This is a genomic window from Methylobacillus flagellatus KT (assembly GCF_000013705.1).
Taxonomy (GTDB): domain Bacteria; phylum Pseudomonadota; class Gammaproteobacteria; order Burkholderiales; family Methylophilaceae; genus Methylobacillus; species Methylobacillus flagellatus.
On the sequence record NC_007947.1, the window covers coordinates 2,323,047 to 2,343,934 of the forward strand.

The window sequence follows — 20,888 nt, forward strand, 5'->3', positions numbered from 1 at the left end:
GGCCTTACCTCTTTATCCCGAAACTATCGACGTAGGATTGCGGTTTTAGGGGATCAAAGGCTTTCCCCATCACAACAATCTTCCCGCTTGATTGAGGCACTTCCAACCCAAGACCCTGCATTGCTTTCTTGGCATCCGTCATCATGAATACCTTTTCCGCAATGGCCTGATAACTGACATCGCCCTTGAGGTAACCCCAACGCTTCATTTGCGTCAGCATCCATAGCGCCATTCCCTCCCAGGGAATCGCCTCGAACCCAACACGTCCAGGAGCATTGACGATGTTCCCCAGCCCATCTGCGTATCTCCCGGTAATCACTTGGTTAACGATAATCTCGGGCTGATTGAGATACTTTGGCTTTGAAATAATGGCGGCGACCTCTTTCCGGTTGTTTTTGTCATGAGCAAAAGCGGATGACTTGAGAAATGCCCGGTACAAGGCAGCAAATGTGTTGGGGTTTTGCTGGATGAAGCTGGCGGAAGCACCGAATGAACAGCATGGATGGCCATTCCAGATATCCTGTGACAAGATGTGGATGAACCCGACACCTTCAAAGACTGCCCGCTGCGAAAATGGATCAGGCCCCAGGAAACCATCAATGTTGCCTGCACGCAGATTGGCCAGCATCTCGGCGGGAGGAACCACTCTCAACTGCACATCTCGATCCGGATCAATTCCAGCCTCGGCCAAGTAGTAACGCAGCAGGAAGTTGTGCATTGAGAATTCAAATGGAATGGCGAACTTGAAACCCTTCCAGTTTTTTGGATCACGATTCGACTTGTGCTTTAGTGCAAGCACAATGGCTTGGCCATTGACATTCTGAATCGCGGCAACATTCACCGTCTGTGCGCTTGACCCTGCACCCAAGGTCATTGCCAATGGCATAGGCGCCAGAAACTGAGAGGCGTCGTACTCATGGTTCATGATCTTGTCGCGGACCAAGGCCCACCCAGCTGTCTTGTTGAGCTCTACATTCAAGCCTTGTTCTTTGAAAAACCCCATTGGTTCAGCCAAGATCAATGGCGCTGCACAGGTGATAGGGATGAATCCGACTTTGAGGGTCGATTTCTCGATCGATCCTTTTTCCATCGCCATGGCCTTCAAGGACCCCAGGGGGAAAACCGCACTGATGGCTGCCATTGCCGCACCTTTGCCGACAGCCCTCAGGAAATCGCGGCGTTGCCTCTCATGTGGCAGAATTGCCTTGACCAACGCGGCCTCGATGAAGTCATTCGAGAACTCCTCCTCCGTACTGCGCCCGGTCTCTTGATGCTCAAGCGTGCTCATGCCGGCCTTTAGGTGATCTTCTTCACTCGCATGCTGTCCGCAAGAACAAGTAGCAAATAAAGGTTTGTCAGCATCGTATGGTGAAAAATGTTTTGTCATGGCAGTCCTTAGGTCTAGTCAATCAAACGCTTAAGTAAAGAGAAGATGTTTTAATACGGATTACTGGGATTGAATGCGTGTAATAAATGGGTTCGCAACAAGCGATCTTGGCTGCAATCACTTTGGCTTGACGATGAATAGGCTCAATGAAGCGGATTGCCTGGCCGCTGATGCTCACGCAATCACCAAGGGCATGGATATTGGCTACATTGGTATCCAGGGTGACAGGATCAACACAAATACCCTCGTTCCATTGCAAGCCGGCGGTTCTTGCCAAGCGCCCAGGGGTTTGAAGCCCTGTTGCTGCAATTACAAAGTTCACATCCAGTGCATGCCCATTACTTAGTTCAACGTGCTTCAAATCACCTTGCTTGATGATCTGTTTGACAGTAGCCTCGCCAATGAAGGCAATCGGCAAGTATTTCCAGGCGTCCAACAGGCGCCGGGCATCCTCTGAATTCAGCAGATTGCCCACCGGAGTGGGATTGGGGTCAGTCAGGAAAATACTATGTCCTGCGAGTGCCAGATCATTGGCCAATTCGCTACCGACCAATCCAGCTCCGGCAATCAAGATATTACTTTTTGCGGGAATGGCATCCAGCCGGCTCCGGAAATCGATATACGTTTGAAGATTGTTAATCTGCCAGCAGATATTGGCAGGCAATGCATCCATCTTCCGGGGGGTGGCCCCATGCGCCAATATCAAGTGAGTGTATTTTAGAGACCCCCTGGTGGTGCGCAATATTGAAGCCGCAGTATCAATGCTGATTGCATCCGTCAGGGTCATGAGCCTCACACCCAACTTCAGTGCAGCTTCCTGCCCGCTTTCCTTGATGAGCGACCGTGGATCAATTCCCTTGGATATTGCAACAGAGAGCATGGGTTTATCATAAATATCGCCGCTACAAGCTGTGACGATAGTAATAGGCATGTCCTGGTCCAGAGCCCGGATGGCCCGGGCGGCCTGCCAGCCTGCATTGCCTGCGCCAACAATGACCACACCAGTTTGATGACGGCCTGCCGCAAAGCCAAAGCTGGTTGAGCAAGCCAATGTTGACATGTCCTGGGCGACATATAGCTCAAAATCTGTTTTCGTTACACCACAGAGCGGGCAGGACCAATCATCGGGAATATCCTCAAACCGTGTACCAGGCGCTAAACCGCTGTCAGGGTCCCCCAACGCTTCATCATAAATGAGGCCACATGCCAGGCAGATATATTTGCGCCATTCCACCACTGGTTCACCCTGCTTGGAAACTGCGCTAGTCATGATGGCTGCTCCATCTTGCTAAGACGCGCCATTTCACGACGCAAATGCTTCAGCGCCGGGGTAACAATCGCGACGAAATGCGACTCCCGGACTTTGCGTTGTACTGGCGAGGACATCAGATAGCCTCTGGCCCCAGTGTGCAACACCGCCGACTGGGCTGCACGCAAGGCAAGTTCAGAGGCATGCGCCCGGACATCCAGCACATCAATCAGGTATTGCTTATCAGTTTCGTAGGGAGTTGCGGCAAGCTCCAATGTTCTGGACTTCAGTGCGTCCAGTTCGGCTTGCAATGCAAGCGGACGGTCTTCCAGGAACTCGTTCACATGACCCAATTGCTGCTCGACATTCCAAATCTCGTTGATTGAGCTCTGCGTCACACCCCAGCCCATGCCGCACTGCAGCAAAATGAATGAGGCGCGGATTTTATTGAGGAATGCTGGCACATTCTCGGCAATCACTTCAGAATCATTGATAAAAGCGTCTTTAAAGCGTAATGCCCACGTCCCGGTGCCTTCCATGCCAGCAAACGAAGGGCAATCCTTCAGCTCTATTCCCTGGCCATTGCAATGGCCCATGAACATCAACTCCCGCTCACCTTGCTCAGACTGCACAATGGCAATAGCCCCGAAGTAATGCTCTTTCCCAAGGTTGCTGACCCACGGCAATGTGCCGTTGATGAGATAACCACCGTCTACCTTCTGGGCTTTAAGCAGCATTTTCTCGATACCTGCCATTGCCTTCATGGGATTACTCAAGGCTGTACCGCCCAACGTCTTGCCCTGCAGGTGATTTTGCAGAGCAACTCCCTTCAAAGCGGGATTGTTTGAGTGATCCATATACAGGCCGCATGCAGCATGGCACCACATCATGAACCCTGTGGCTGCACAGACCTCGGACACCGCTGCGATCGCCTTCATGGTGGCCTGAAGGTTGACAGAACCTGCTTCTTGGTCACGACAATCGTATGCCCCTGCTTCCCCCAATTGCTTGAGGACGGTCTCTGGATAGGTACCGCGGCGATCGATATCCTCAACCATGTCCGCTAGGGACGTGCGGGCGATCTGCATGACGGCATGGAGCATATCGTCATGATGAGCGGTCATTGTGGCGTCAAATTCCATGGTAGGCTCGACTAATGCAGACATGGATCACTCCCTTTAATCAAGCGAGTGAAATATCAAATGGAATTGGGTTACGCATGGTATTCGCCACGGGCGAGAAGAAATTAGCATGCTTGACGATTTCTTCCAGGACTTCACGCGGCGCATCGCCTTCAACATCGACCTTGACGCGGATTTGCTGAAAACCCATTTCATGCGGCTGTTTTTCAGCACCACCGGCACCCCACGCAGCCGGGTTTCCGATATCACCTTCCAAGTAGATTTCCAGCTTGCTGAGTTTTACGTTGCGATACGTGGCAACGGCAGTAATTCCCACGCATAGGCAACCGCCCAAACCGGATAAAACGATTTCACCTGGCGCAGGCGCAGTATCCTGGCCAAATAAATGCAATGGCTCATCGACCACCACTGCCTTATGATCACCCACATAACTCAAAGTGCGGAATTTGCCATCCACAACAGTGTGAACCTTGTTAGTGCCGCGCGATGCAGGATTATTGCGGCCTTTCTCAGCAAATTGCAGCAAGCCTTCTCGATCAATGGGCCGTAAAAACTTGGTGAAGGTGGACTCTTGCTCCTGAATTGTGCATGTACTCATTGAGTATTACTCCAGTGATTAAAGAAAAGACATTTCTCTAACCGCAAGAGGTGTGCCAACAGGCTGCAACAGCAAACCAATTACTTATCAAGCAATTGATTAATAATAAACTTTAAAGAAATTACAGCAACAACACCAAGTGTAAGGAGCGGAGCTTATGCAAGACATTTTGTTAACAATGATTGACAAAATGTTAACAATCTAGCCGTTTATGATTTTTTGCCAACGATATCTAAATTGGCGAAGCGTGAGACCCAATGATTGGGCAGCACGAGACTGGTTATTGCCAAAACGCTGCATTGCCTGCACTAGGCTCTCCGCATCATGAGATTCCGCTTTCAAATATTCGCGTATCAATGGCTGCTCTTTCATTACAGGCTGAAGGACAGATTTTTTGCGAGACTTACTTGCCTTGCCAAGCAGGCGGATGACATCCCTCACGCCGACCGATTGTTGCTCGGCCAATAGCACAATCCGCTCAATGGCATTGCTCAATTCCCGGATATTCCCGGGCCAGTCCATGCTTTCCAGATGATCCAGCGCATCAGGCGAAAAATAGACATTGCGCTCATTCGCCTGATTTGCACGATTCAGGAAATGCAACGCCAATGCGCGAATGTCCTCCCGCCGCTCTTCCAGTGAAGGGAGCTGAATCGGCACCACATTCAAGCGGTAAAACAAATCCTCCCGGAAATTGCCCAACTCCACCTCATGCTGCAGATCCCTATTGGTGGCCGCCACAACACGCACATTCAGACTGATTTCCTTTTTTCCGCCAAGACGCACAATAGTGCCTTCTTGCAGGGTTCTGAGAAGCTTGGTCTGCATAAGCAATGGCATTTCCCCGATTTCATCCAGAAATATAGTGCCGTGGTTAGCCTGCTCGAACCAGCCAACCCGGGTGGTATTGGCGCCAGTGAAAGCACCTCGCTCATGACCAAACAACTCGGATTCGAATAGCGACTCTGGAATAGCAGCGCAATTCACCTTTACGAATGGCGAGTCCCTCCTCGGGCTCGCCATGTGCAATGCCCTGGCAAACAGCTCCTTGCCGCTGCCCGACTCACCCAGCAAAAGCACGATAGCTGTTGAAGTGGATACCCTTTCCAGATCCGCAATCGCTTTCAACAAAGCGGGAGACTGGCCAACAATGCCATACCGCGCAGTTGATGACTCCAGCGCATTTGTGAGGATCTCGTTTCGCGCTTCCAGTGAACGGGTTTTTTCCTCCACCAGCCCCTGAAGCTGCAGAAGCTGGCCGGTCAGGGTGGCCAACATTTTGAGGACGGACACATCGTCACTGATCAACCGGTTGCGGCGGCGAATACGGTGGACGGCCAAAACGCCTTCGACTCTTTTGTTGACCTCAATGGGGACAGCAATAAACGCGACAGTTTCTTGAGGCAGGTCGGCCCGGCTAACAGCTCGCCCAAGAAAGCGGGGATCAGCATCGATATTCTGCACAATGATCGCCTGGCCGGTAGCAAGGACAGCGCCCGTAATGCCTTCCCCGACCTTATAGACCCCCCGGCCTATTTCACTACGCGTAAGACCATATGCATAGGCTATCCTGGCCACATTACCGTCCTCATCAGGATGAAGTTGCTTTAATACGACGCGACCGCGATTCAGACCCAGCAGCTCCGACGCCAGATGCAGCATTTCCCTGAAAACGATATCAGACGATAAGCTCTGGCCAACCAAGCGCATCACTTCGCCTAGCAACAATCGTTCTTGTTCATTCCAGGATGGCTCGGTGGAGATAATTTCAGATTTTTGATTGGCGTCTTGGTCCATGTGGGCTCCAACTCAATATAAGCAGTGGCAGCTTACCAGACCGCATATTTTAAGTGAGTAATAGTGTTGCACTATGGATCGCCCCTAGCAATCTGGACAGGGGACAATCTGAATTGCCCCGGTTTTCGAGGAGGCAGTCTGGTTAAAGTACAGCACTCATCGGCACAGATTCAGAGAGATTGCGGTAATAGCATTCTTCAGCCTGCGCAGGAGGAATATACCCGATGGCGCCGAGCAGGAGCTGATGGTCTCGGCTAGGGCATTGTCGTAACTGTCGCCCCGACTGCCGACAGACGGCTCAATACCAGCCTCTGTCAGGCGCCCTGTATCGCGGATGGTCACGGATTGCGATCCTCCGTCGGAATGATGAATCAGGACGTCGGTCATATAGGGCATGCTCCATGGCATCCAGCACGAACTCCGTACTCATGGTACCACTCACCCGCCAACCGACGATGCGGCGGGCGAATACCCGGAAGCGCTCTCTCTGCAGGCATATCCGATGAAAGCCTCCCCCCTACTAAGCATTATCCCGACAGCATTCCTACCTCCCGGGACAACTTCAGCGGAAACATTTTCTTGCAAACTGCAGAGCTTGGTATATGATAAAAATATATACAGATCTGTATATATTTTAAACCCGAAAGGAGAACCCAAATGGTCGCTTTATTGATAGGCGCCGTCGCCTGCATCACAGCATTGATTCTTTCCGCCTGGCTCATGACATTTGCCAAATGGTTTCCGATCAAGGGCGTTGATGAGTTCCTGATTGATTACAAGACCATGATACGCGCGCACATCGACTACGCCTTGATGGCGCTCTTCGGGCTTGGTTTTTACGGCCTAGGAATCCCACTCCCCGCAGCCGCATGCATCTGCCTGGCCGTTGGTGGGTTCACCAACCCCACGATATTCACCATCGCAGCTTTTGACACGGACTTCTGGTCGAAGAAAAGGTGGAAAGTATTCACCGCCTTGAGCTTCATCGTATCGACCATCGGCTTCATGTGGATTGCTTTCACTATTCTGGTGTATGCGATCAACACCCTATGAAGAAATACAAACTTGTATATAAAGTGCAAATCAAATGCTAAATCTTTATTGGCGTGACAAAAGACCACCCATCAGGATGAGGCATTATTTCGGGCTGTATATTTCATTGAGCATCATTGATCGGGAAAATTGCTTGCAGTGGCGGAAATCAGCCCAATGGGCAGCCCAGAGCAAATATGCACGATAAATTTACCGCCTCACCTGCGCCAGCATGTCATGCGGGAGTGGGGCATTCTCTGGACAGGTGGTGGAAAGTCGCACGTCAATATCATCGCAAGACGTTCATCATGTGGACGGACGGGAAAAGTTTCCCACTTCCGCAAACAAAATGGCCTACACCGATCACCGGCATAGGCCATTTCCAACCTGTACGATCAAAGACAGGGATATCGGAATTCGCCAATCGTATTAATGCTTTTTCGGCTGGTTGACATCGGTGCCGCCTTGCTCCGGCTCCTTCTTGAATCGCTGACTCTTTTCCTTGGCATTGATCGGAACCGCGCCATCCTTCAGGCTTTCGCTGCGACTCCCTTCCGTTGTACCTTGATCCTGATGCTCGAGATAATTCCCGCTAGCATTGCCCTCAGGCACTGCATGCTTCTGATCATGGGCAGCGGGTCCCTCAACGGTGGTGTTTCCTGCATAGGCATGAGGCATCAGTATCACCATCAAGGCTGACATAAGCATACTGTAAACATTCTTCATCATGTTCTCCTTCCAGTTTGTTATGGATACGAAGCTTCATACTAAGGGATTTGTTCAGGACTTCATGTAGGCTCAAGCTTGAACTCCATGTCAGTCCTGACTGTGATCACTGTAGGAAATCGCTTCGAACCATCCAGCCCATGACCATGTATCTCATACCACCCACGGACCCAGCTCCATGAAAGAAATGATTGATATTACAAGTCGCTGGATTTCATGCTTTTACACTCAAAAAATCTTTCGTCATTTCTCTATGATATTTACTGGCATCCTGATTACGCTCGTTGGAGTGCATTGCACGCTTGGCCCATTGCATTTTTCGTTGCCACACCGCTGGCGTATCATCATTGATAAAAACCCTCAAACAAGCATGGCAGGACATCAGCATCAACGTGCCATTACATGCTACCCCAAAGTAGAAAGTGGCTTATCTCAGTCTGCGAGCAACACAATCAGGCTTGAGGCATTACAATTCACCCCATCGCGCCCTCATGCACATTCTCGATATGGCCGGATTGATTGAAAGACTTTTCCCCCAATCTTGCCTGCTTTGTTCAAGCTGGCGGGCAGGCTCACTGGGCCTTTGCCATGACTGCCTCCATGATATGCCGTGGCATACAGACCACGCCTGCCCACAATGCGCGCTACCCAGCGGCAACAGCATGCTGTGCGGCCAATGCCTGCAGGCCCCGCCCGCTTTCGATGCCACCCGCAGCCTGTTTCAATACCGATTCCCGCTATCTGCAACACTGCAGCAATACAAATACGGGCAATTGCTACCCCTGGCCCGCACGATGGGATTGCTGCTTGCAGAGCATGTAGGCAGGCATTCAGCAGCGGACTGCATCATTCCGATGCCATTGCATCGCAAGCGGTTGCAGGAGCGCAGCTTCAACCAGTCTGCGGAGATCGCCAAGATAGTCAGCAAGCAGTTGCATATTCCCCTGCAACTGCAGGCATGCACGCGCATCAAGCCGACGCCACCACAGGCGAGCCTGCCTTACAAACAGCGCATCAAGAACATGCAGGGAGCCTTTGCATGCCAAGCAGAACTGACCGATATGCGCGTGATATTGCTGGATGACGTCATGACCACAGGCGCCAGCCTCAATGCACTGGCAAAAACAGTGAAGGCTGCCGGCGCCAGCCGTGTAGAATGCTGGGTGATCGCCCGCACCATTGCAGAATGAACCATGTTTGAAATCGTGTTATACCAGCCCGAAATTCCGCCCAATACCGGCAATATCATCCGCTTGTGCGCTAACAGCAATACCCGCCTGCATCTGGTCAAGCCGTTGGGGTTCGAACTGGAAGATAAACAGCTCAAGCGCGCGGGGCTGGATTACCATGAATATGCCAGCCTGGTCGTGCACGAAGACTGGGAAGCCTGCAAACAGGCGCTGGCGGGCCGAAGGACATTTGCGCTCACGACCAAGGGCAGTACCCGCCACAGCGATATTCGCTTCCTGCCAGGAAACGTGTTTGTATTTGGCCCGGAAACACGCGGCCTGCCGGAAGAAATCCGCGCCGAATTCAGCCCGGAATACAGGATCAGGCTACCGATGATGCCGCAGAGCCGCAGTCTCAACCTGTCAAACTCGGCCGCCATCCTGCTGTACGAAGCATGGCGTCAACATGACTTCGCCGGCGCGGTCTAGTGCGCGGCCTCTGACACAAGGTCAAAAGGCATACAGCGCGGGATCAAATCCACACGCCCGACTCACACCCATACCACAAAAAAGCACCATGGCTGGTGCTTTTAAAATTCCCGCATTCGCGCCGATGCTACAGCGCTTCGGACTTCTGCTCCCGGCTGAGCAGGTTTTCCATCGCCTGCCGCGGCGAACGGCCATGCGACAGCACCTGATCCACCTCCTGCGTAATCGGCATCTCGACCCCCAACTGGCCTGCGCGCTTGACCACTTCCCGCGCAGTATGCACCCCTTCCGCCACATGGCCCAAGGTTTTGAGGATTTCCTGCAGGGTTTGGCCATTGGCAAGGCGCAGGCCTACTTCCCGGTTACGCGAGTATTGTCCGGTGCAAGTCAAGATCAAGTCACCGGCGCCGGTCAAGCCCATGAAGGTTTCCTTGGCACCGCCCAAGGCCACGCCGAAGCGCGTCATTTCGGCTATGCCGCGTGTAATCAGCGCCGCGCGGGCGTTATTGCCGCATTGCATGCCGTCGCTGATACCCGCGGCAATGGCCAATACGTTCTTGAGGGCGCCGCCAACCGACACCCCAATGACATCCGTGCTGGTATAGACGCGGAAATTACCGCCATGCAGCATCGCACCAGCCCTGGCGGCAAACTCCGCATCATTGGCAGCCAAGGTTACCGCCGTGGGTAACCCGCGCACCAGCTCAGCCGCAAAACTCGGCCCGGACAACACGCCCCAGTGGCGGCTGTCACCCAGTTCGTCCTGGGCAACTTCGTGCGGCAACTTGGCCGTCGCCGCTTCCAACCCTTTGGAGGCCCAGACCACTGGCGCATCACAGCCAAGCCGCTTGATTTCCTTCAATGCATTTCGGAAACCGTTGGTCGGCACGACAGAGACAATCAGGTCTGCGCCATCCAGCGCGCGCCCCAGATCGCCTTCCACCGCAAGCTGATCACCGAAGGCAAAGTCGCCCAGGTATTGCAGGTTGGCACGCGTCACCTGCATATCCACGATATGCGCCTGGTTGCGCGTCCAGAGAGAAACCTGGTGCCGACGGCTGATTTGCAGGGCCAGGGCTGTGCCCCAGGCCCCGGCGCCTAAGATAGAGATTTTCATAATGGATAATCTAAGCTGGACGCATCAAAAGCCCCACAGGGAAGAGGCTAATATATAGCCCGTGATGCCGTCCCGGTGCTTGACCTTGATCCAGCCATTGACCGGCGGCTCCAGCATGTCGAGCACAACATCCGTATCGGCTTTTCCCAGCAGGGCCGAGGCTGCATCCGCAGCCTGGCGTATGTCAGCCTGGCCGCCCTTCACCAGCACCGTGCGCTTATTTGCAAGCTGCTTGGCTTCAATCCAGTTGAGGCTGCCTTGCGCATCCCGCACTTTCAGCCAGTCTCCCAGATCGACGATGATCTCGACCGGGTAGCCCTGCCCAAGAATAAATGTCTTCTTGCCCTGAGCGGAGGGCGCGTCATACACCACCGCCTTGGGCACGGCAACGGAGCGGAACTCAACCGCTGATGCCATGACCGGCATCAGCAGCATGGTCACAGCCAACAACAGCTTAGTGTGTGGTCGCACCATTCGCCTTGGCCTGTTCCTGCTTCTGTTGTGCATAAAGCGCTTCAAAATTGACAGGGTTGAGCAGTACGGGTGGGAACCCTGCGCGCGTCACGACATCGGAAATGGTCTCGCGGGCGTAAGGGAAAATGATGTTCGGGCAAGTCACGCCGAGAATGATGTCGATATTTTCCTGAGGCACGTTGCGGATCTGGAAGATACCGGCCTGAGCCACCTCTACCAGGAACACCGTCTTGTCTGCGATCTTGGAAGTCACGGTCACGGTGACCACGACTTCGTATATACCTTCTTCCAACTGGGCAGTGGCATTGCTCAGCTCGATGGAAACCTGGGGAGCCTCACGTTGAATGAAAATCTGCGGAGCATGCGGGATTTCCAGCGAGAGGTCCTTGACGTAAACTTTCTCGATACCGAATGCCGGTTGTTGCTCTTGTGCTGCTGCCTGTTCTTCTGCCATGTCTCTTCCCTTGACTTCGGGTTGCGCCAAGCGCTTCCCCTACTATTGATAAATTGAAAACCAAAAAGTGTCTAAAACGCAAGCCTGCCATTCTATCCGCTTAAGCCCAGGTTTTGTACTACAAAACCGTGACACTATTTCGCCAGCATTGCATCCAACTTGCCGGCCATATCGAGCGCACGCAGGTCATCAAACCCGCCCACATGCACATCATCGATATAGATTTGTGGAACAGTGCGCCTGCCGGTCTGCTCCATCATTTTCACCCTGAGCTCAGGCTCAAGGTCGACGCGTACCTTATTAATCTGCTGCACGCCCTTGCTCAGCAGCAAGCGCTCGGCGCTCATACAGTAAGGGCAAGTACCGGTGGTATACATGAGGACATTCGCCATGGCCTACCCCTTCACCAGCGGCAGCTTGGCATCCTGCCAGGCTCTGATACCGCCCTGCAATTGCTGAACTTGCTTGAATTCGTTTTTTGCCAGGATGGCCGCTGCCTTGCTGGCGCGCGCGCCGCTTTCGCAGTACACCAGTACCGGCCTCTCCTTGAATTTGTTCAGCTCCTTGATGCGCTCAGGTAACTGTGACAGCGGGATATGCTTGGCTTCGGCAATATGGCCAGCCGCAAACTCGGCGTCGTCGCGCACATCCAGCACCACGGCATGGGACCGGTTGATCAAGATCACCGCATCACTGGCGCTGATCGCCGCGCCAGCACCACGCTTGATCGTCGGCCACACCAACATGATGCCGGAACCTATTGCCAAGCCTATCCACAATGCATTATTTGCAAAAAACTCCACAGTCACCTCACGGTATGTCCGAAACCATTATTGTACTCAAATTACCAGCACTCACTAAAAGCCGATTTCAAATAGATGATGCCAAACGGGAGGAATTCAAGCCCATCGGGCGAAGAAAGTGAACAAAAACCATTTTCCATGTGCTCCATCGGCGATTAAGCATGCGTGATTGGCAAAAACTCTCTAAAATACAGGGCTATTTCTTGAGTTCACCGGATCCTGATCGCAATGACTGTAACGCCTGCCTTACTCGTTATCCTCGATGGCTTCGGCTACCGCGAAGATAGCCATGACAATGCCATCGCCCTGGCCAACACTCCCAATATCGACCGCTTCTGGACACAGTACCCCCATACCCTGATCAACGCCTCCGAGACGTTTGTCGGATTGCCACGGGGTCAAATGGGGAATTCCGAGGTAGGCCACCTGAACATCGGTGCCGGGCGCGTGGTATTCCAGGATTTTGAGCGCATCAATCAAGCCATCGCATCCAGGGAGTTCTTCAGCAACCCCGTGCTGATCGAAGCCGTCAACAAGGCCAAGGCCGGGCACAAGGCAGTGCATATCCTGGGTCTGCTATCCGACGGCGGCGTCCACAGCCACCAAGACCATATTCATGCCACGATTGAGATGGCAGTGAACGCCGGGGTGGAGAAAGTATACGTCCATGCCTTCCTCGATGGGCGCGACACCCCGCCGATCAGCGCCAAGCCTTACCTGGAAAAGCTCGAGCAGGCCTGTGCCAGCATCGGTGGTGGCAAGATTGCCTCGATTTGTGGTCGCTTCTATGCCATGGACAGGGATAAGCGCTGGCCACGTGTTGAGGCCGCCTACAACCTCATTACCGATGGCCAGGGAGAGTTTGCCTCGGCCAGTGCCTTGCAGGGCCTCGAAGCCGCCTATGCCCGCGACGAGAAGGACGAGTTCGTCAAGGCCACTGCGATTGCCGCCGCCGGGGAACAGCCCGTGACCATGGAAGACGGCGATGTCGTGATCTTCGTCAACTTCCGTTCCGACCGCGCCCGCCAGCTCACCCATGCATTGCTCGACCCCGATTTCGAGGGCTTCAACCGCCGTCGGCAACCCAAGCTGGCCGGCTTCTATACCCTGACCTTGTACGACAAGGCGGAAACCCGGGCCAAGCCGATCTTCGCCCCAGTGGAAATCCGCAATACCTTTGGCGAGTACGTTGCGCAGCATGGACTGAAGCAGCTCCGCATTGCCGAGACCGAGAAATACCCGCATGTCACTTTCTTTTTCAATGGCGGGGAGGAGCAAGTGTTTGCAGGGGAAGATCGTATCCTGGTTCCATCACCCAAGGTCGCCACCTATGACCTCCAGCCCGAGATGAGCGCCTACGAAGTCACCGACAGGCTGGAGGCCGCCATCCTGAGCAGGAAATACGATGCCATCATCTGCAACTATGCCAATTGCGACATGGTCGGCCACTCCGGGGATCTGAGCGCTTCGATCAAGGCCGTGGAAACCATCGATACTTGCATCGCCCGCATTGTCAAGGCGATGGAAAGCATAGGTGGGCAGATGATCATCACCGCCGACCACGGCAATGTCGAGCAAATGCGCGACTATGAGAACAACCAGCCTCACACGCAGCACACGACCAATCAGGTTCCGCTGTTCTTCATCGGCAAGCCGGCCACCCTGGCCGCCCCTGGCACCGGTTCTCTGTGCGATCTGGCGCCATCACTGCTGGCCATGATGGGGCTCAAACAGCCACCTGAAATGACCGGAAAATCTCTGGTCGCGTTCCAGGCTGCATAGCTCATGCCTGTGCGCTGGCTCAGCATGCTGCTTGCGAGCAGCCTTTATGCCACGCCAGCCGCATGGGCTGCCAAGAACGATCCTGAAAAACCGAAGGCGGCCCTCGATGAAATCCACCAACGCCTGGAATCACTGAAAAAAGAGCTTGATAGCTCCAAGGAAGCGCATGCCGAGGCTGCCGATGCGCTCAGGAAGAGCGAAAAAGCCATCAGTGACGCCAATCGCAAACTGCTTGAACTCAGACAGCAGCAGGAAAAAAGTCACCAGGCATTACAGGCCCTGCAGAAACAGAAGGCCGCGCATGAGGCCGAACTCAAGCAGCAGCAAGCGCTGTTGAAGCAGCAGTTCTACCAGCAGTACCTGCATGGCAAACCTAGCCAGGCACAGGTACTGCTGCAGCAGCACGACCCCAACGCTGCAGCCCGCCAGCTGCATTACTTCGGCTATATCACCCAAGCCCGCAAGCAATTGATAGAGGCAGCCTCCGACAACCTTGAAAAGGTCGAGGCCCTCAACGCGGAAACCAGCAAGGCCCTTGCGGAGCTGGATGAGCTGCAGGCACAACAGGAAAAGCAACGCGCCGAGCTGCAACAACAGAAAAACCAGCGCGATAAGCTGGTCAAGCAACTCTCCAGCAAGATCAGCGCACAACGCAACGAAATCAACAAACTCAAGCGGGACGAACAGCGGCTGACGCAATTAATGGAAAAACTCGCCAAGGCCGCTCGCGAGCAAGCGGCGCGAGAAAAAGCCGCCAGGGAGAAGGCCCAGCGCGAAGCAGCGCGCGGGAAATCAGGCCAGAAAGCAGGCACCGACAACCAGGCCCCTAGTGGAAAAATCATTGGTCGCAACGAGGCACTGCCAAGCAATGCCTTTGACGGCACCAGCTTTGCTTCGCTCAAAGGCAAGCTCAACCTGCCGGTACGCGGTGAAATCACCAATCGCTTCGGCAGCAGTCGCGCCGATACTGGCATCTCCTGGAAAGGTCTGTTCATCCGGGCCAGCGAAGGCAGTGAGGTGAAATCCGTTGCCAGCGGACAAGTCGTGTTTGCAGACTGGCTGCGCGGGTTCGGCAACCTCATCATCGTGGATCATGGCAGCGGCTACATGAGCCTGTACGGAAACAACCAGGCAGTCTTGAAACAAGTAGGGGACAAGGTCAAGGGTGGCGATACCATTGCCCTGGTAGGCAATAGCGGTGGCAACGAACAGCATGGTGTCTATTATGAATTACGCCATCAGAGCAAGCCTTTCGACCCACTGAGCTGGAGTATCGTCAAATAGCTGCACACATGGAAGGTGCAGCAGGCAAGTGGCAGAAACGTTGTGGTGGAAATGTTGGCCCCGCCAGCCATCTTCTATTCGCCGATCAAATGCAGCAGCACCTTGCGCTTATGCGCCATGCGCCGATGCTCATAGAGGAATATTCCCTGCCACGTGCCCAATGCAACCCTTCCTTCCACCACGGGAATGGAAATACTGGTTTGCGTCAATGCGGAGCGCACATGGGCCGGCATGTCGTCCGGACCTTCTGCGGTATGGATGAACAAGGAGTCCCCATCAGGGACTAGGCGCTCGAAGAAACTCTCCATATCCACCAGCACATCGGAATCGTAATTTTCGTTGATGAGGATGCTGGCGGAAGTATGCTGGATGTATAGGGTCAACAATCCTTGCTGCATACCGCTATCCGCCACCCACCGCGTCACGGCAGGCGTGATGTCGTACAAGCGACGTCCATTGGTATGCTGAATGATCTGGTGATGTTGCTGCTCCATGCAAATGCTCCTAAACATGCGTCGAACCAAGCATAGAAGAGTATCACGACTGATTTCATGCAAAAAATCGCCGACACTAGCACGCGGCACCACCTCATGCAGCCAGTCGTTTCCTATGCTCTGCATTTTCCATCATCAGTTCGACTGCCACCTTTGCTGGCGAATCCAGCACCCAGACGCTTTTGCGAGAAAATGGGCGATTGCTGAATAGGCATGATGACATCACTTTCTTGTTCTAAATTACAATGAACAGCGGCATATGCACCATGCTTCACCAATGCAACTCTAGAGAAAATCTTGCAAGAATATCGACGTTATCCACACCAATATTTTTCACTTTACAAGAACAAATAGTGAAAGAGAAATATAAGTTTTCACATCAGAAATTAAAAAAATGAATCTTCCTGCTACACCATGTTGCATGGTATGCATCACAAAAAACAATCAGGATCAATCATACTGAGTTGATTGATCCTGATGTGACGACAGCAATTGCCAAAGCAGCAAGAATTATTTGCAGCTCTTTTTTACTGGAACTTCAAACTCAATATCCACATCGCTCCATGATTTACCTTTATGAAAAGCCTGGGTACACACTTTCTCAAATTTGGCAAAGGCCTTGCTACCATTGAAGTCCTTGATGATGTCCAGAGTACCCTTGGCATGAAAATTACTGCCCTTTTCAGTCACCTTCATGGGAATGACCTTGGTCACATCATTCATGGTCACTGCGAGCTGCAATGTTTCACCTTCTATCTTGTCGATTTTTGCGGAAATCTTGCCAGGGTTTGCAAAGTTCTTGAATAGCCCACTGACTACATTCATATTCCGAATCATCGGAATGCCGGCATCCCATTTTCCACCCTCCCCATTATTCAGATCGGCCGAGGTATCCAAGGATGTGCTGTCAATATTGATCGTCGCGCCTTCGAGCTTGCCTGTGCTTGACGCAACCTCATACTTCTTGAAAGTATTTTTGCTGACAACATAAGATTTGTCCGGCGCACCGAATGCTGTAAAAGAGAACTTGAACCCTTTTTCATCAGGCGTATAGCTGCAATTGGCAGCCATCGCAGCGTTACTTGCAGCCGCCATACATAGACTGCCGACCACCCCGAATAATAGATGACGAATACCGCTTTTCATTCAACCTCCCATCAACATAATGTGTTTATTGAAAAAGCCCTGAGTGAGCATGATTATATTATGCCAATGAGAATTATTTTTAAATGCGGCGAAATGCCGCAGTTTTACTCACTGAAGGGGTGCCCCATGAATGAAAGTGTCACCATTTGCCTGCGCTGATCTTTCCCCATGAACTCCAAAGTGACAGGAATAGTTTCACCTGCTCGAATAACTTGATCAAACCCGCTCAATATCAATTGATAACCTTCAGCTGTAAAATCAACCGGATTCCCTGCCGATAATGGCAGACGCTCCATCAACTTCATCCGAAGCGTGTTGCCAACACGGACGGTGCGAAAAAATGCTGCTTGTCTTGCGCGAGAAGAAGTGACATTGAGTACCACGATATCCTCGCTGGCCGTCAGCACCATGTAGGCTGAGGTAGATTTTTGTCCAGGCTCTGTCGTCCAGATGCGCAATCCTGTCCCGATAATTTCGGCACATGCGCTAGTAGAAAAAACCAGTATCAGAAAAACGCTGAAAAAAGAGAGAATCCTTGAATGGAAAAATAGATAAAACATGATGTTCTCGACAAAAAAACATCATGTTCTCTTGATTTTCCCTGATAGAAAAGTGACATATTGCCGCATAGGATCATGTTCAAAAACTGTAGGAAAGTGCGACATTGATGGAGCGCCCACGTCCGGGAACACCCATGCCCCATGGAATACCATTGGTAGTCATGGAATTCCCCTCTGCAAGATAAGCCCCGCCAAGTGGTAGATAATAGAAACGGTTGAACAGGTTTTCCACTGACAAATCCAGTCGGGCGCGCTGCCATTCCACGCTGCTGCGCAGGTTGAACAAGGTGTATCCGGGCGTGGTGATTTCGTTGCGTACCTGGGAGATTCTGTCTTTTTCGGCAACCGCATGCATTTCCAAGGTATTGGTCCACAAGCCCAGCTTGTGCTCAAGCGCGAATTTCCCGTTCAACGGCATCATGTGATAAAGGTTGTCGCCTGTCGCCCGTCGTGCGTTCTCTCCACGGACATAGCTGACCATGCCCGTGACGGCAAAGCTGCCAATATTGGCAAGACTGCCGAGGCGATAGCTTCCGGAAACGTCAAGTCCATAGAGCCTGGCATCCGCATTGGCATATTGCAGCAGCATATATTCGTCATTGCGGTTGTAACCCGGCAGTCGTACGGCATCGACGTAGTGCTCGACATAAGTTACATACCCTGTGGTCTTGACTTGCCACTTTTCCTTGTCGGCATCATGCCAATCACCGCTCGCACTGATGGTATAGGCGACTTCAGGTTTCAGGTCCGGATTGCCGACGTAGCCATTACCATCGCCGACGAAATTATTCATGAGCGCAGCCATGGGAAGCTTGGACCATGGATAGCGTTCGTACAGATTGGGAGACCGGGTCTTGCGGGCAAAACCGAATTCGTAGCTTTGACCATCATCGGGAGTAAACCGAGACAATGCAGTCAGGTCATAATGATAATCCTCACGGCTGCGGTGCAAGGCGTTGAAAGCGTCAGCGTCTGCTTGATATGAGCCACTTGAGTAGCCTTGCACAGATCCGGTATTCGATTTGACCCGGTCTGTCCTGATGCCTAGCAAGGTAGTCCATTGCCGGCTCCATTGCGTTTCCCATTCGCCGAATACGCCAATGCGGTCACGCTTGCCGTCACGGATATTCCAAAAGTTGTCGCAGCACATTGAGTTCGGGAGCAACCCGATACCAGGCCACCAGTCATCCAGGCGATAGAACTGGAAATCCGTGCCAAGGCGCGCAATGTGCTGGTCACTCAATGCAATAGTGGCTTTTGCCATACCGCCATCCGTGGTAGCTTCTGACAGCATCGGCATCATCATGAACATATAGCGGTGGGGCAACATATCCATTGAGTGCTCGAGGCTCTGGTGGAAATAACGCATCTCCAGCTCACCCCAATCAAATTGTCCAGTGTAGTGAAGATTGGCAGTACGGTTTACATTGGCAGGTTTCTTGGTGTTGAGTAGGAAATTACCGGGATTGGCAGGGTCCGGCTCACTTGACACCATGTCCATACGCTGGTTGGGGAACCCCTCCCAGTCGATGGATTGCTCTCCCAACTTCAATTCAAGCAGGTGATTGTCCAGGATTTTCCAGCCAAGACTGAGCTCGCGATGACGCGAGCCGCGGTAAGCTGTTCCTGCAACCGTACGCTCAGTGACCTTGTCAATGAAAGGTCTTAAAAAAGGATTGTTCTGCTGGTTCCACCCACCGGGCTTTTTAAAATCTCCCGCTGCCCTGTAGTTATTGGCCTGGGAATAAGAGTCGGTATAGGTCAGGCTGAGATTCTGGCTTGCCACAGTCAGCGCAATATTGCCACCTCTCGCCGCACCATTGCTGCGGTAAAACGTGCCGAGCTTGCCTGTTACCAACAGATCCTGGTCATCCTTGGCAAATTTGGGCCTGGCCGAATTGACCTGGATCGTCCCGCCGATGCTGTCGCCCCCCACGCTGACCGGCGTAATCCCTGCATATACCTGCACGGTTTCCACATTGGATGGGTCAATGTATGAGAGTGCCGGGTTCATATGATTGGGACAGGCGCTCATGAGGTCCATCCCATCCACCTGGGTGCGGATGCGGTCATCAGCAAAGCCGCGAATGGTTGGCAGGCTCGAAATACCACCTGCCCCATAAGTACTGACGCCCGGTATATCTTCCAGCAACCTGGCGGTGTCGTTGGTATTAACGCGTTGCCTGGCCAGTGATGAAGAGGAAAGCGATTGACCTTCAAATGCGGGGCCTTCCATGCGGCTTGCCTGAACATCAAGCAGGGGCAACGCCTTGACTGGAATGCCATTCTGTCTGCTGTTGTCGCTGCTATCTGCCATGCCGATGGTTGGGCTGAATATAAGCGAGACAGCCAGGCTCAGCAAGGTGGGGTTATTCATTCGTAAGCTTTCAAGATAAAAAGGCAGGTGCACTGCACCTGCCATTCTTTTGAGATTTAAATGATCAATCAGGTCAGGCCTGGCGACGACGGCGTACTACGGCCCCCATCAATGCCAAGCCCATTCCCAGCATGGCATAGGTGCTGGGTTCGGGTACCGCTGCCGTAATTGTCTGTGACAAAGGGTAACCACTCATCGTGCCAATGGCGCCATAGACTTCGGCCGAGGTGCCGGTCATGCATACCGCGCCCATCATGCCGCCGGCAGCACAGTCTGCATAGGCCAGATGGTTGATCTGCGTTTGTGTCAGCGCCTGCAAGGGATCATCTGGAATGAACACCAGCGCATAGGCATTGCCAGGGTTATTGCCAGCACCTGGGAAGCCATAGTAAACGCCGCCTGCATTTACACCAGATTGCGGGCTCCATCCATCACCACCCGTCCCAGTCCAGAAGGTATTGGTATTGTCGTTCTTGAATGTGGCAGCGAACGTACCACCAAGAGTGGCGTCATACCAGGATTTCAGCTGGTAATCGAGGGACAGCCAGGTCATGTTGTCATTGGGGTAGGCGATTGGATCCCCTGTCATCGATTCGGACAATATTCCCCTGAGATTGGACACTGTCTTGGTAGCGCTATCGTAATCAAACGTACCGAGAAAAATAGTGTCCCGAGGCTGGGTATCTGGCTCATACCATACGGTTTCAATATTGTACGTACTGACGGCAGCCATGGACTGGCTCGCACCAGCTACCATCAAGAAGGCAGAAACTGCAGATGCAACATGCTTTTTGCTGAATTTCATTTT

At 52.8% G+C, this 20,888-nt stretch carries 22 protein-coding genes and 1 pseudogene; 6 read left to right on the forward strand and 17 right to left on the reverse strand.

Features of this window, described 5'->3' with window-relative positions; translation table 11 throughout:
- Window positions 1-4 precede the first annotated feature (4 nt).
- From MFLA_RS11110 to MFLA_RS11135, 6 genes and pseudogenes are all read right to left on the reverse strand, one after another.
- Window positions 5-1,090 carry a CmpA/NrtA family ABC transporter substrate-binding protein gene (locus MFLA_RS11110; RefSeq protein ID WP_229407055.1) on the reverse strand — a complete coding sequence of 362 codons (1,086 nt, stop codon included), beginning with the start codon at window positions 1,088-1,090 and terminating at the stop codon, window positions 5-7.
- A 319-nt stretch (window positions 1,091-1,409) separates the two neighbouring features.
- On the reverse strand, window positions 1,410-2,657 hold the full coding sequence (locus MFLA_RS11115; protein ID WP_011480394.1) for an FAD-dependent oxidoreductase: 1,248 nt from the start codon (window positions 2,655-2,657) through the stop codon (window positions 1,410-1,412).
- Window positions 2,654-3,802 carry an acyl-CoA dehydrogenase family protein gene (locus MFLA_RS11120; protein WP_011480395.1) on the reverse strand — a complete coding sequence of 383 codons (1,149 nt, stop codon included), beginning with the start codon at window positions 3,800-3,802 and terminating at the stop codon, window positions 2,654-2,656. Before MFLA_RS11120 ends, MFLA_RS11115 begins: the two co-directional genes overlap by 4 nt.
- Window positions 3,803-3,818: 16 nt before the next feature.
- Window positions 3,819-4,376, reverse strand: coding sequence for an OsmC family protein (locus MFLA_RS11125; RefSeq protein WP_011480396.1), 558 nt, complete (start codon window positions 4,374-4,376; stop codon window positions 3,819-3,821).
- Between the two features lie 201 nt (window positions 4,377-4,577).
- Entirely contained in the window at window positions 4,578-6,173 is a 1,596-nt protein-coding gene (locus MFLA_RS11130; protein WP_011480397.1) for a sigma-54 interaction domain-containing protein, read from the reverse strand.
- A 142-nt stretch (window positions 6,174-6,315) separates the two neighbouring features.
- Window positions 6,316-6,645 (reverse strand): annotated as a pseudogene (locus MFLA_RS11135) (DDE-type integrase/transposase/recombinase); the annotation flags it as partial.
- Between the two features lie 185 nt (window positions 6,646-6,830).
- Between MFLA_RS11135 and MFLA_RS11140 the strand changes: the two are divergent.
- Window positions 6,831-7,226, forward strand: coding sequence for a hypothetical protein (locus tag MFLA_RS11140; RefSeq protein ID WP_011480399.1), 396 nt, complete (start codon window positions 6,831-6,833; stop codon window positions 7,224-7,226).
- A 408-nt stretch (window positions 7,227-7,634) separates the two neighbouring features.
- Here the strand turns inward: MFLA_RS11140 and MFLA_RS11145 are convergent, their stop codons facing one another.
- The gene (locus tag MFLA_RS11145) at window positions 7,635-7,934 is read right to left on the reverse strand and encodes a hypothetical protein (protein WP_011480400.1); all 300 of its coding nucleotides are present in this window, start codon (window positions 7,932-7,934) and stop codon (window positions 7,635-7,637) included.
- Window positions 7,935-8,109: 175 nt separating this feature from the next.
- On the opposite strand from MFLA_RS11145, the gene MFLA_RS14670 reads away from it, so the two are divergent.
- From MFLA_RS14670 to trmL, 3 genes are read left to right on the forward strand one after another with little or no spacing between them, the layout of a single operon-like run.
- Complete coding sequence (locus MFLA_RS14670; RefSeq protein ID WP_011480401.1) at window positions 8,110-8,454, forward strand: hypothetical protein; 345 nt, start codon at window positions 8,110-8,112, stop codon at window positions 8,452-8,454.
- Complete coding sequence (locus tag MFLA_RS11150; protein ID WP_011480402.1) at window positions 8,438-9,121, forward strand: ComF family protein; 684 nt, start codon at window positions 8,438-8,440, stop codon at window positions 9,119-9,121. The genes MFLA_RS14670 and MFLA_RS11150 overlap by 17 nt, the downstream gene beginning before the upstream one ends.
- 3 nt (window positions 9,122-9,124) lie before the next feature.
- Entirely contained in the window at window positions 9,125-9,589 is a 465-nt protein-coding gene (gene trmL, locus MFLA_RS11155; protein ID WP_011480403.1) for a tRNA (uridine(34)/cytosine(34)/5-carboxymethylaminomethyluridine(34)-2'-O)-methyltransferase TrmL, read from the forward strand.
- A 127-nt stretch (window positions 9,590-9,716) separates the two neighbouring features.
- On the opposite strand, the gene MFLA_RS11160 is transcribed toward trmL, so the two are convergent.
- The 5 genes from MFLA_RS11160 to MFLA_RS11180 all read right to left on the reverse strand — a co-directional run bounded on the left by MFLA_RS11160 (window position 9,717) and on the right by MFLA_RS11180 (window position 12,401).
- Window positions 9,717-10,706: an NAD(P)H-dependent glycerol-3-phosphate dehydrogenase gene (locus tag MFLA_RS11160; protein ID WP_011480404.1), complete on the reverse strand. Its 990-nt coding sequence runs from the start codon at window positions 10,704-10,706 to the stop codon at window positions 9,717-9,719.
- 24 nt (window positions 10,707-10,730) lie between these two features.
- Window positions 10,731-11,180, reverse strand: a complete 450-nt coding sequence (locus tag MFLA_RS11165) for an SH3 domain-containing protein (RefSeq protein WP_048811703.1) — start codon at window positions 11,178-11,180, stop codon at window positions 10,731-10,733.
- Window positions 11,161-11,634, reverse strand: coding sequence for a protein-export chaperone SecB (secB, locus tag MFLA_RS11170; protein WP_011480406.1), 474 nt, complete (start codon window positions 11,632-11,634; stop codon window positions 11,161-11,163). The genes MFLA_RS11165 and secB overlap by 20 nt, the downstream gene beginning before the upstream one ends.
- 134 nt (window positions 11,635-11,768) lie before the next feature.
- Window positions 11,769-12,026, reverse strand: coding sequence for a glutaredoxin 3 (gene grxC / locus MFLA_RS11175; RefSeq protein ID WP_011480407.1), 258 nt, complete (start codon window positions 12,024-12,026; stop codon window positions 11,769-11,771).
- 3 nt (window positions 12,027-12,029) lie between these two features.
- Window positions 12,030-12,401: a rhodanese-like domain-containing protein gene (locus tag MFLA_RS11180; protein ID WP_324286801.1), complete on the reverse strand. Its 372-nt coding sequence runs from the start codon at window positions 12,399-12,401 to the stop codon at window positions 12,030-12,032.
- A gap of 264 nt (window positions 12,402-12,665) precedes the next feature.
- On the opposite strand from MFLA_RS11180, the gene gpmI reads away from it, so the two are divergent.
- Together gpmI and MFLA_RS11190 are read left to right on the forward strand one after the other, a co-directional pair.
- Complete coding sequence (gpmI, locus tag MFLA_RS11185; RefSeq protein WP_011480409.1) at window positions 12,666-14,219, forward strand: 2,3-bisphosphoglycerate-independent phosphoglycerate mutase; 1,554 nt, start codon at window positions 12,666-12,668, stop codon at window positions 14,217-14,219.
- 3 nt (window positions 14,220-14,222) lie between these two features.
- Window positions 14,223-15,503 (forward strand): murein hydrolase activator EnvC family protein, encoded by a 1,281-nt coding sequence (locus MFLA_RS11190; protein WP_011480410.1) that lies wholly within the window; start codon window positions 14,223-14,225, stop codon window positions 15,501-15,503.
- A gap of 74 nt (window positions 15,504-15,577) precedes the next feature.
- Here MFLA_RS11190 and MFLA_RS11195 read toward each other — a convergent pair whose 3' ends face one another.
- From MFLA_RS11195 to MFLA_RS11215, 5 genes are all read right to left on the reverse strand, one after another.
- Window positions 15,578-15,997: a secondary thiamine-phosphate synthase enzyme YjbQ gene (locus MFLA_RS11195; RefSeq protein WP_011480411.1), complete on the reverse strand. Its 420-nt coding sequence runs from the start codon at window positions 15,995-15,997 to the stop codon at window positions 15,578-15,580.
- A gap of 510 nt (window positions 15,998-16,507) precedes the next feature.
- Window positions 16,508-17,143, reverse strand: a complete 636-nt coding sequence (locus MFLA_RS11200) for a YceI family protein (RefSeq protein ID WP_011480412.1) — start codon at window positions 17,141-17,143, stop codon at window positions 16,508-16,510.
- Window positions 17,144-17,247: 104 nt separating this feature from the next.
- Window positions 17,248-17,703 carry a copper chaperone PCu(A)C gene (locus tag MFLA_RS11205; RefSeq protein ID WP_048811704.1) on the reverse strand — a complete coding sequence of 152 codons (456 nt, stop codon included), beginning with the start codon at window positions 17,701-17,703 and terminating at the stop codon, window positions 17,248-17,250.
- A 79-nt stretch (window positions 17,704-17,782) separates the two neighbouring features.
- The gene (locus MFLA_RS11210) at window positions 17,783-20,080 is read right to left on the reverse strand and encodes a TonB-dependent receptor (protein ID WP_195741997.1); all 2,298 of its coding nucleotides are present in this window, start codon (window positions 20,078-20,080) and stop codon (window positions 17,783-17,785) included.
- A gap of 73 nt (window positions 20,081-20,153) precedes the next feature.
- Entirely contained in the window at window positions 20,154-20,885 is a 732-nt protein-coding gene (locus tag MFLA_RS11215) for a PEP-CTERM sorting domain-containing protein (protein ID WP_011480415.1), read from the reverse strand.
- Window positions 20,886-20,888: the final 3 nt, after the last annotated feature.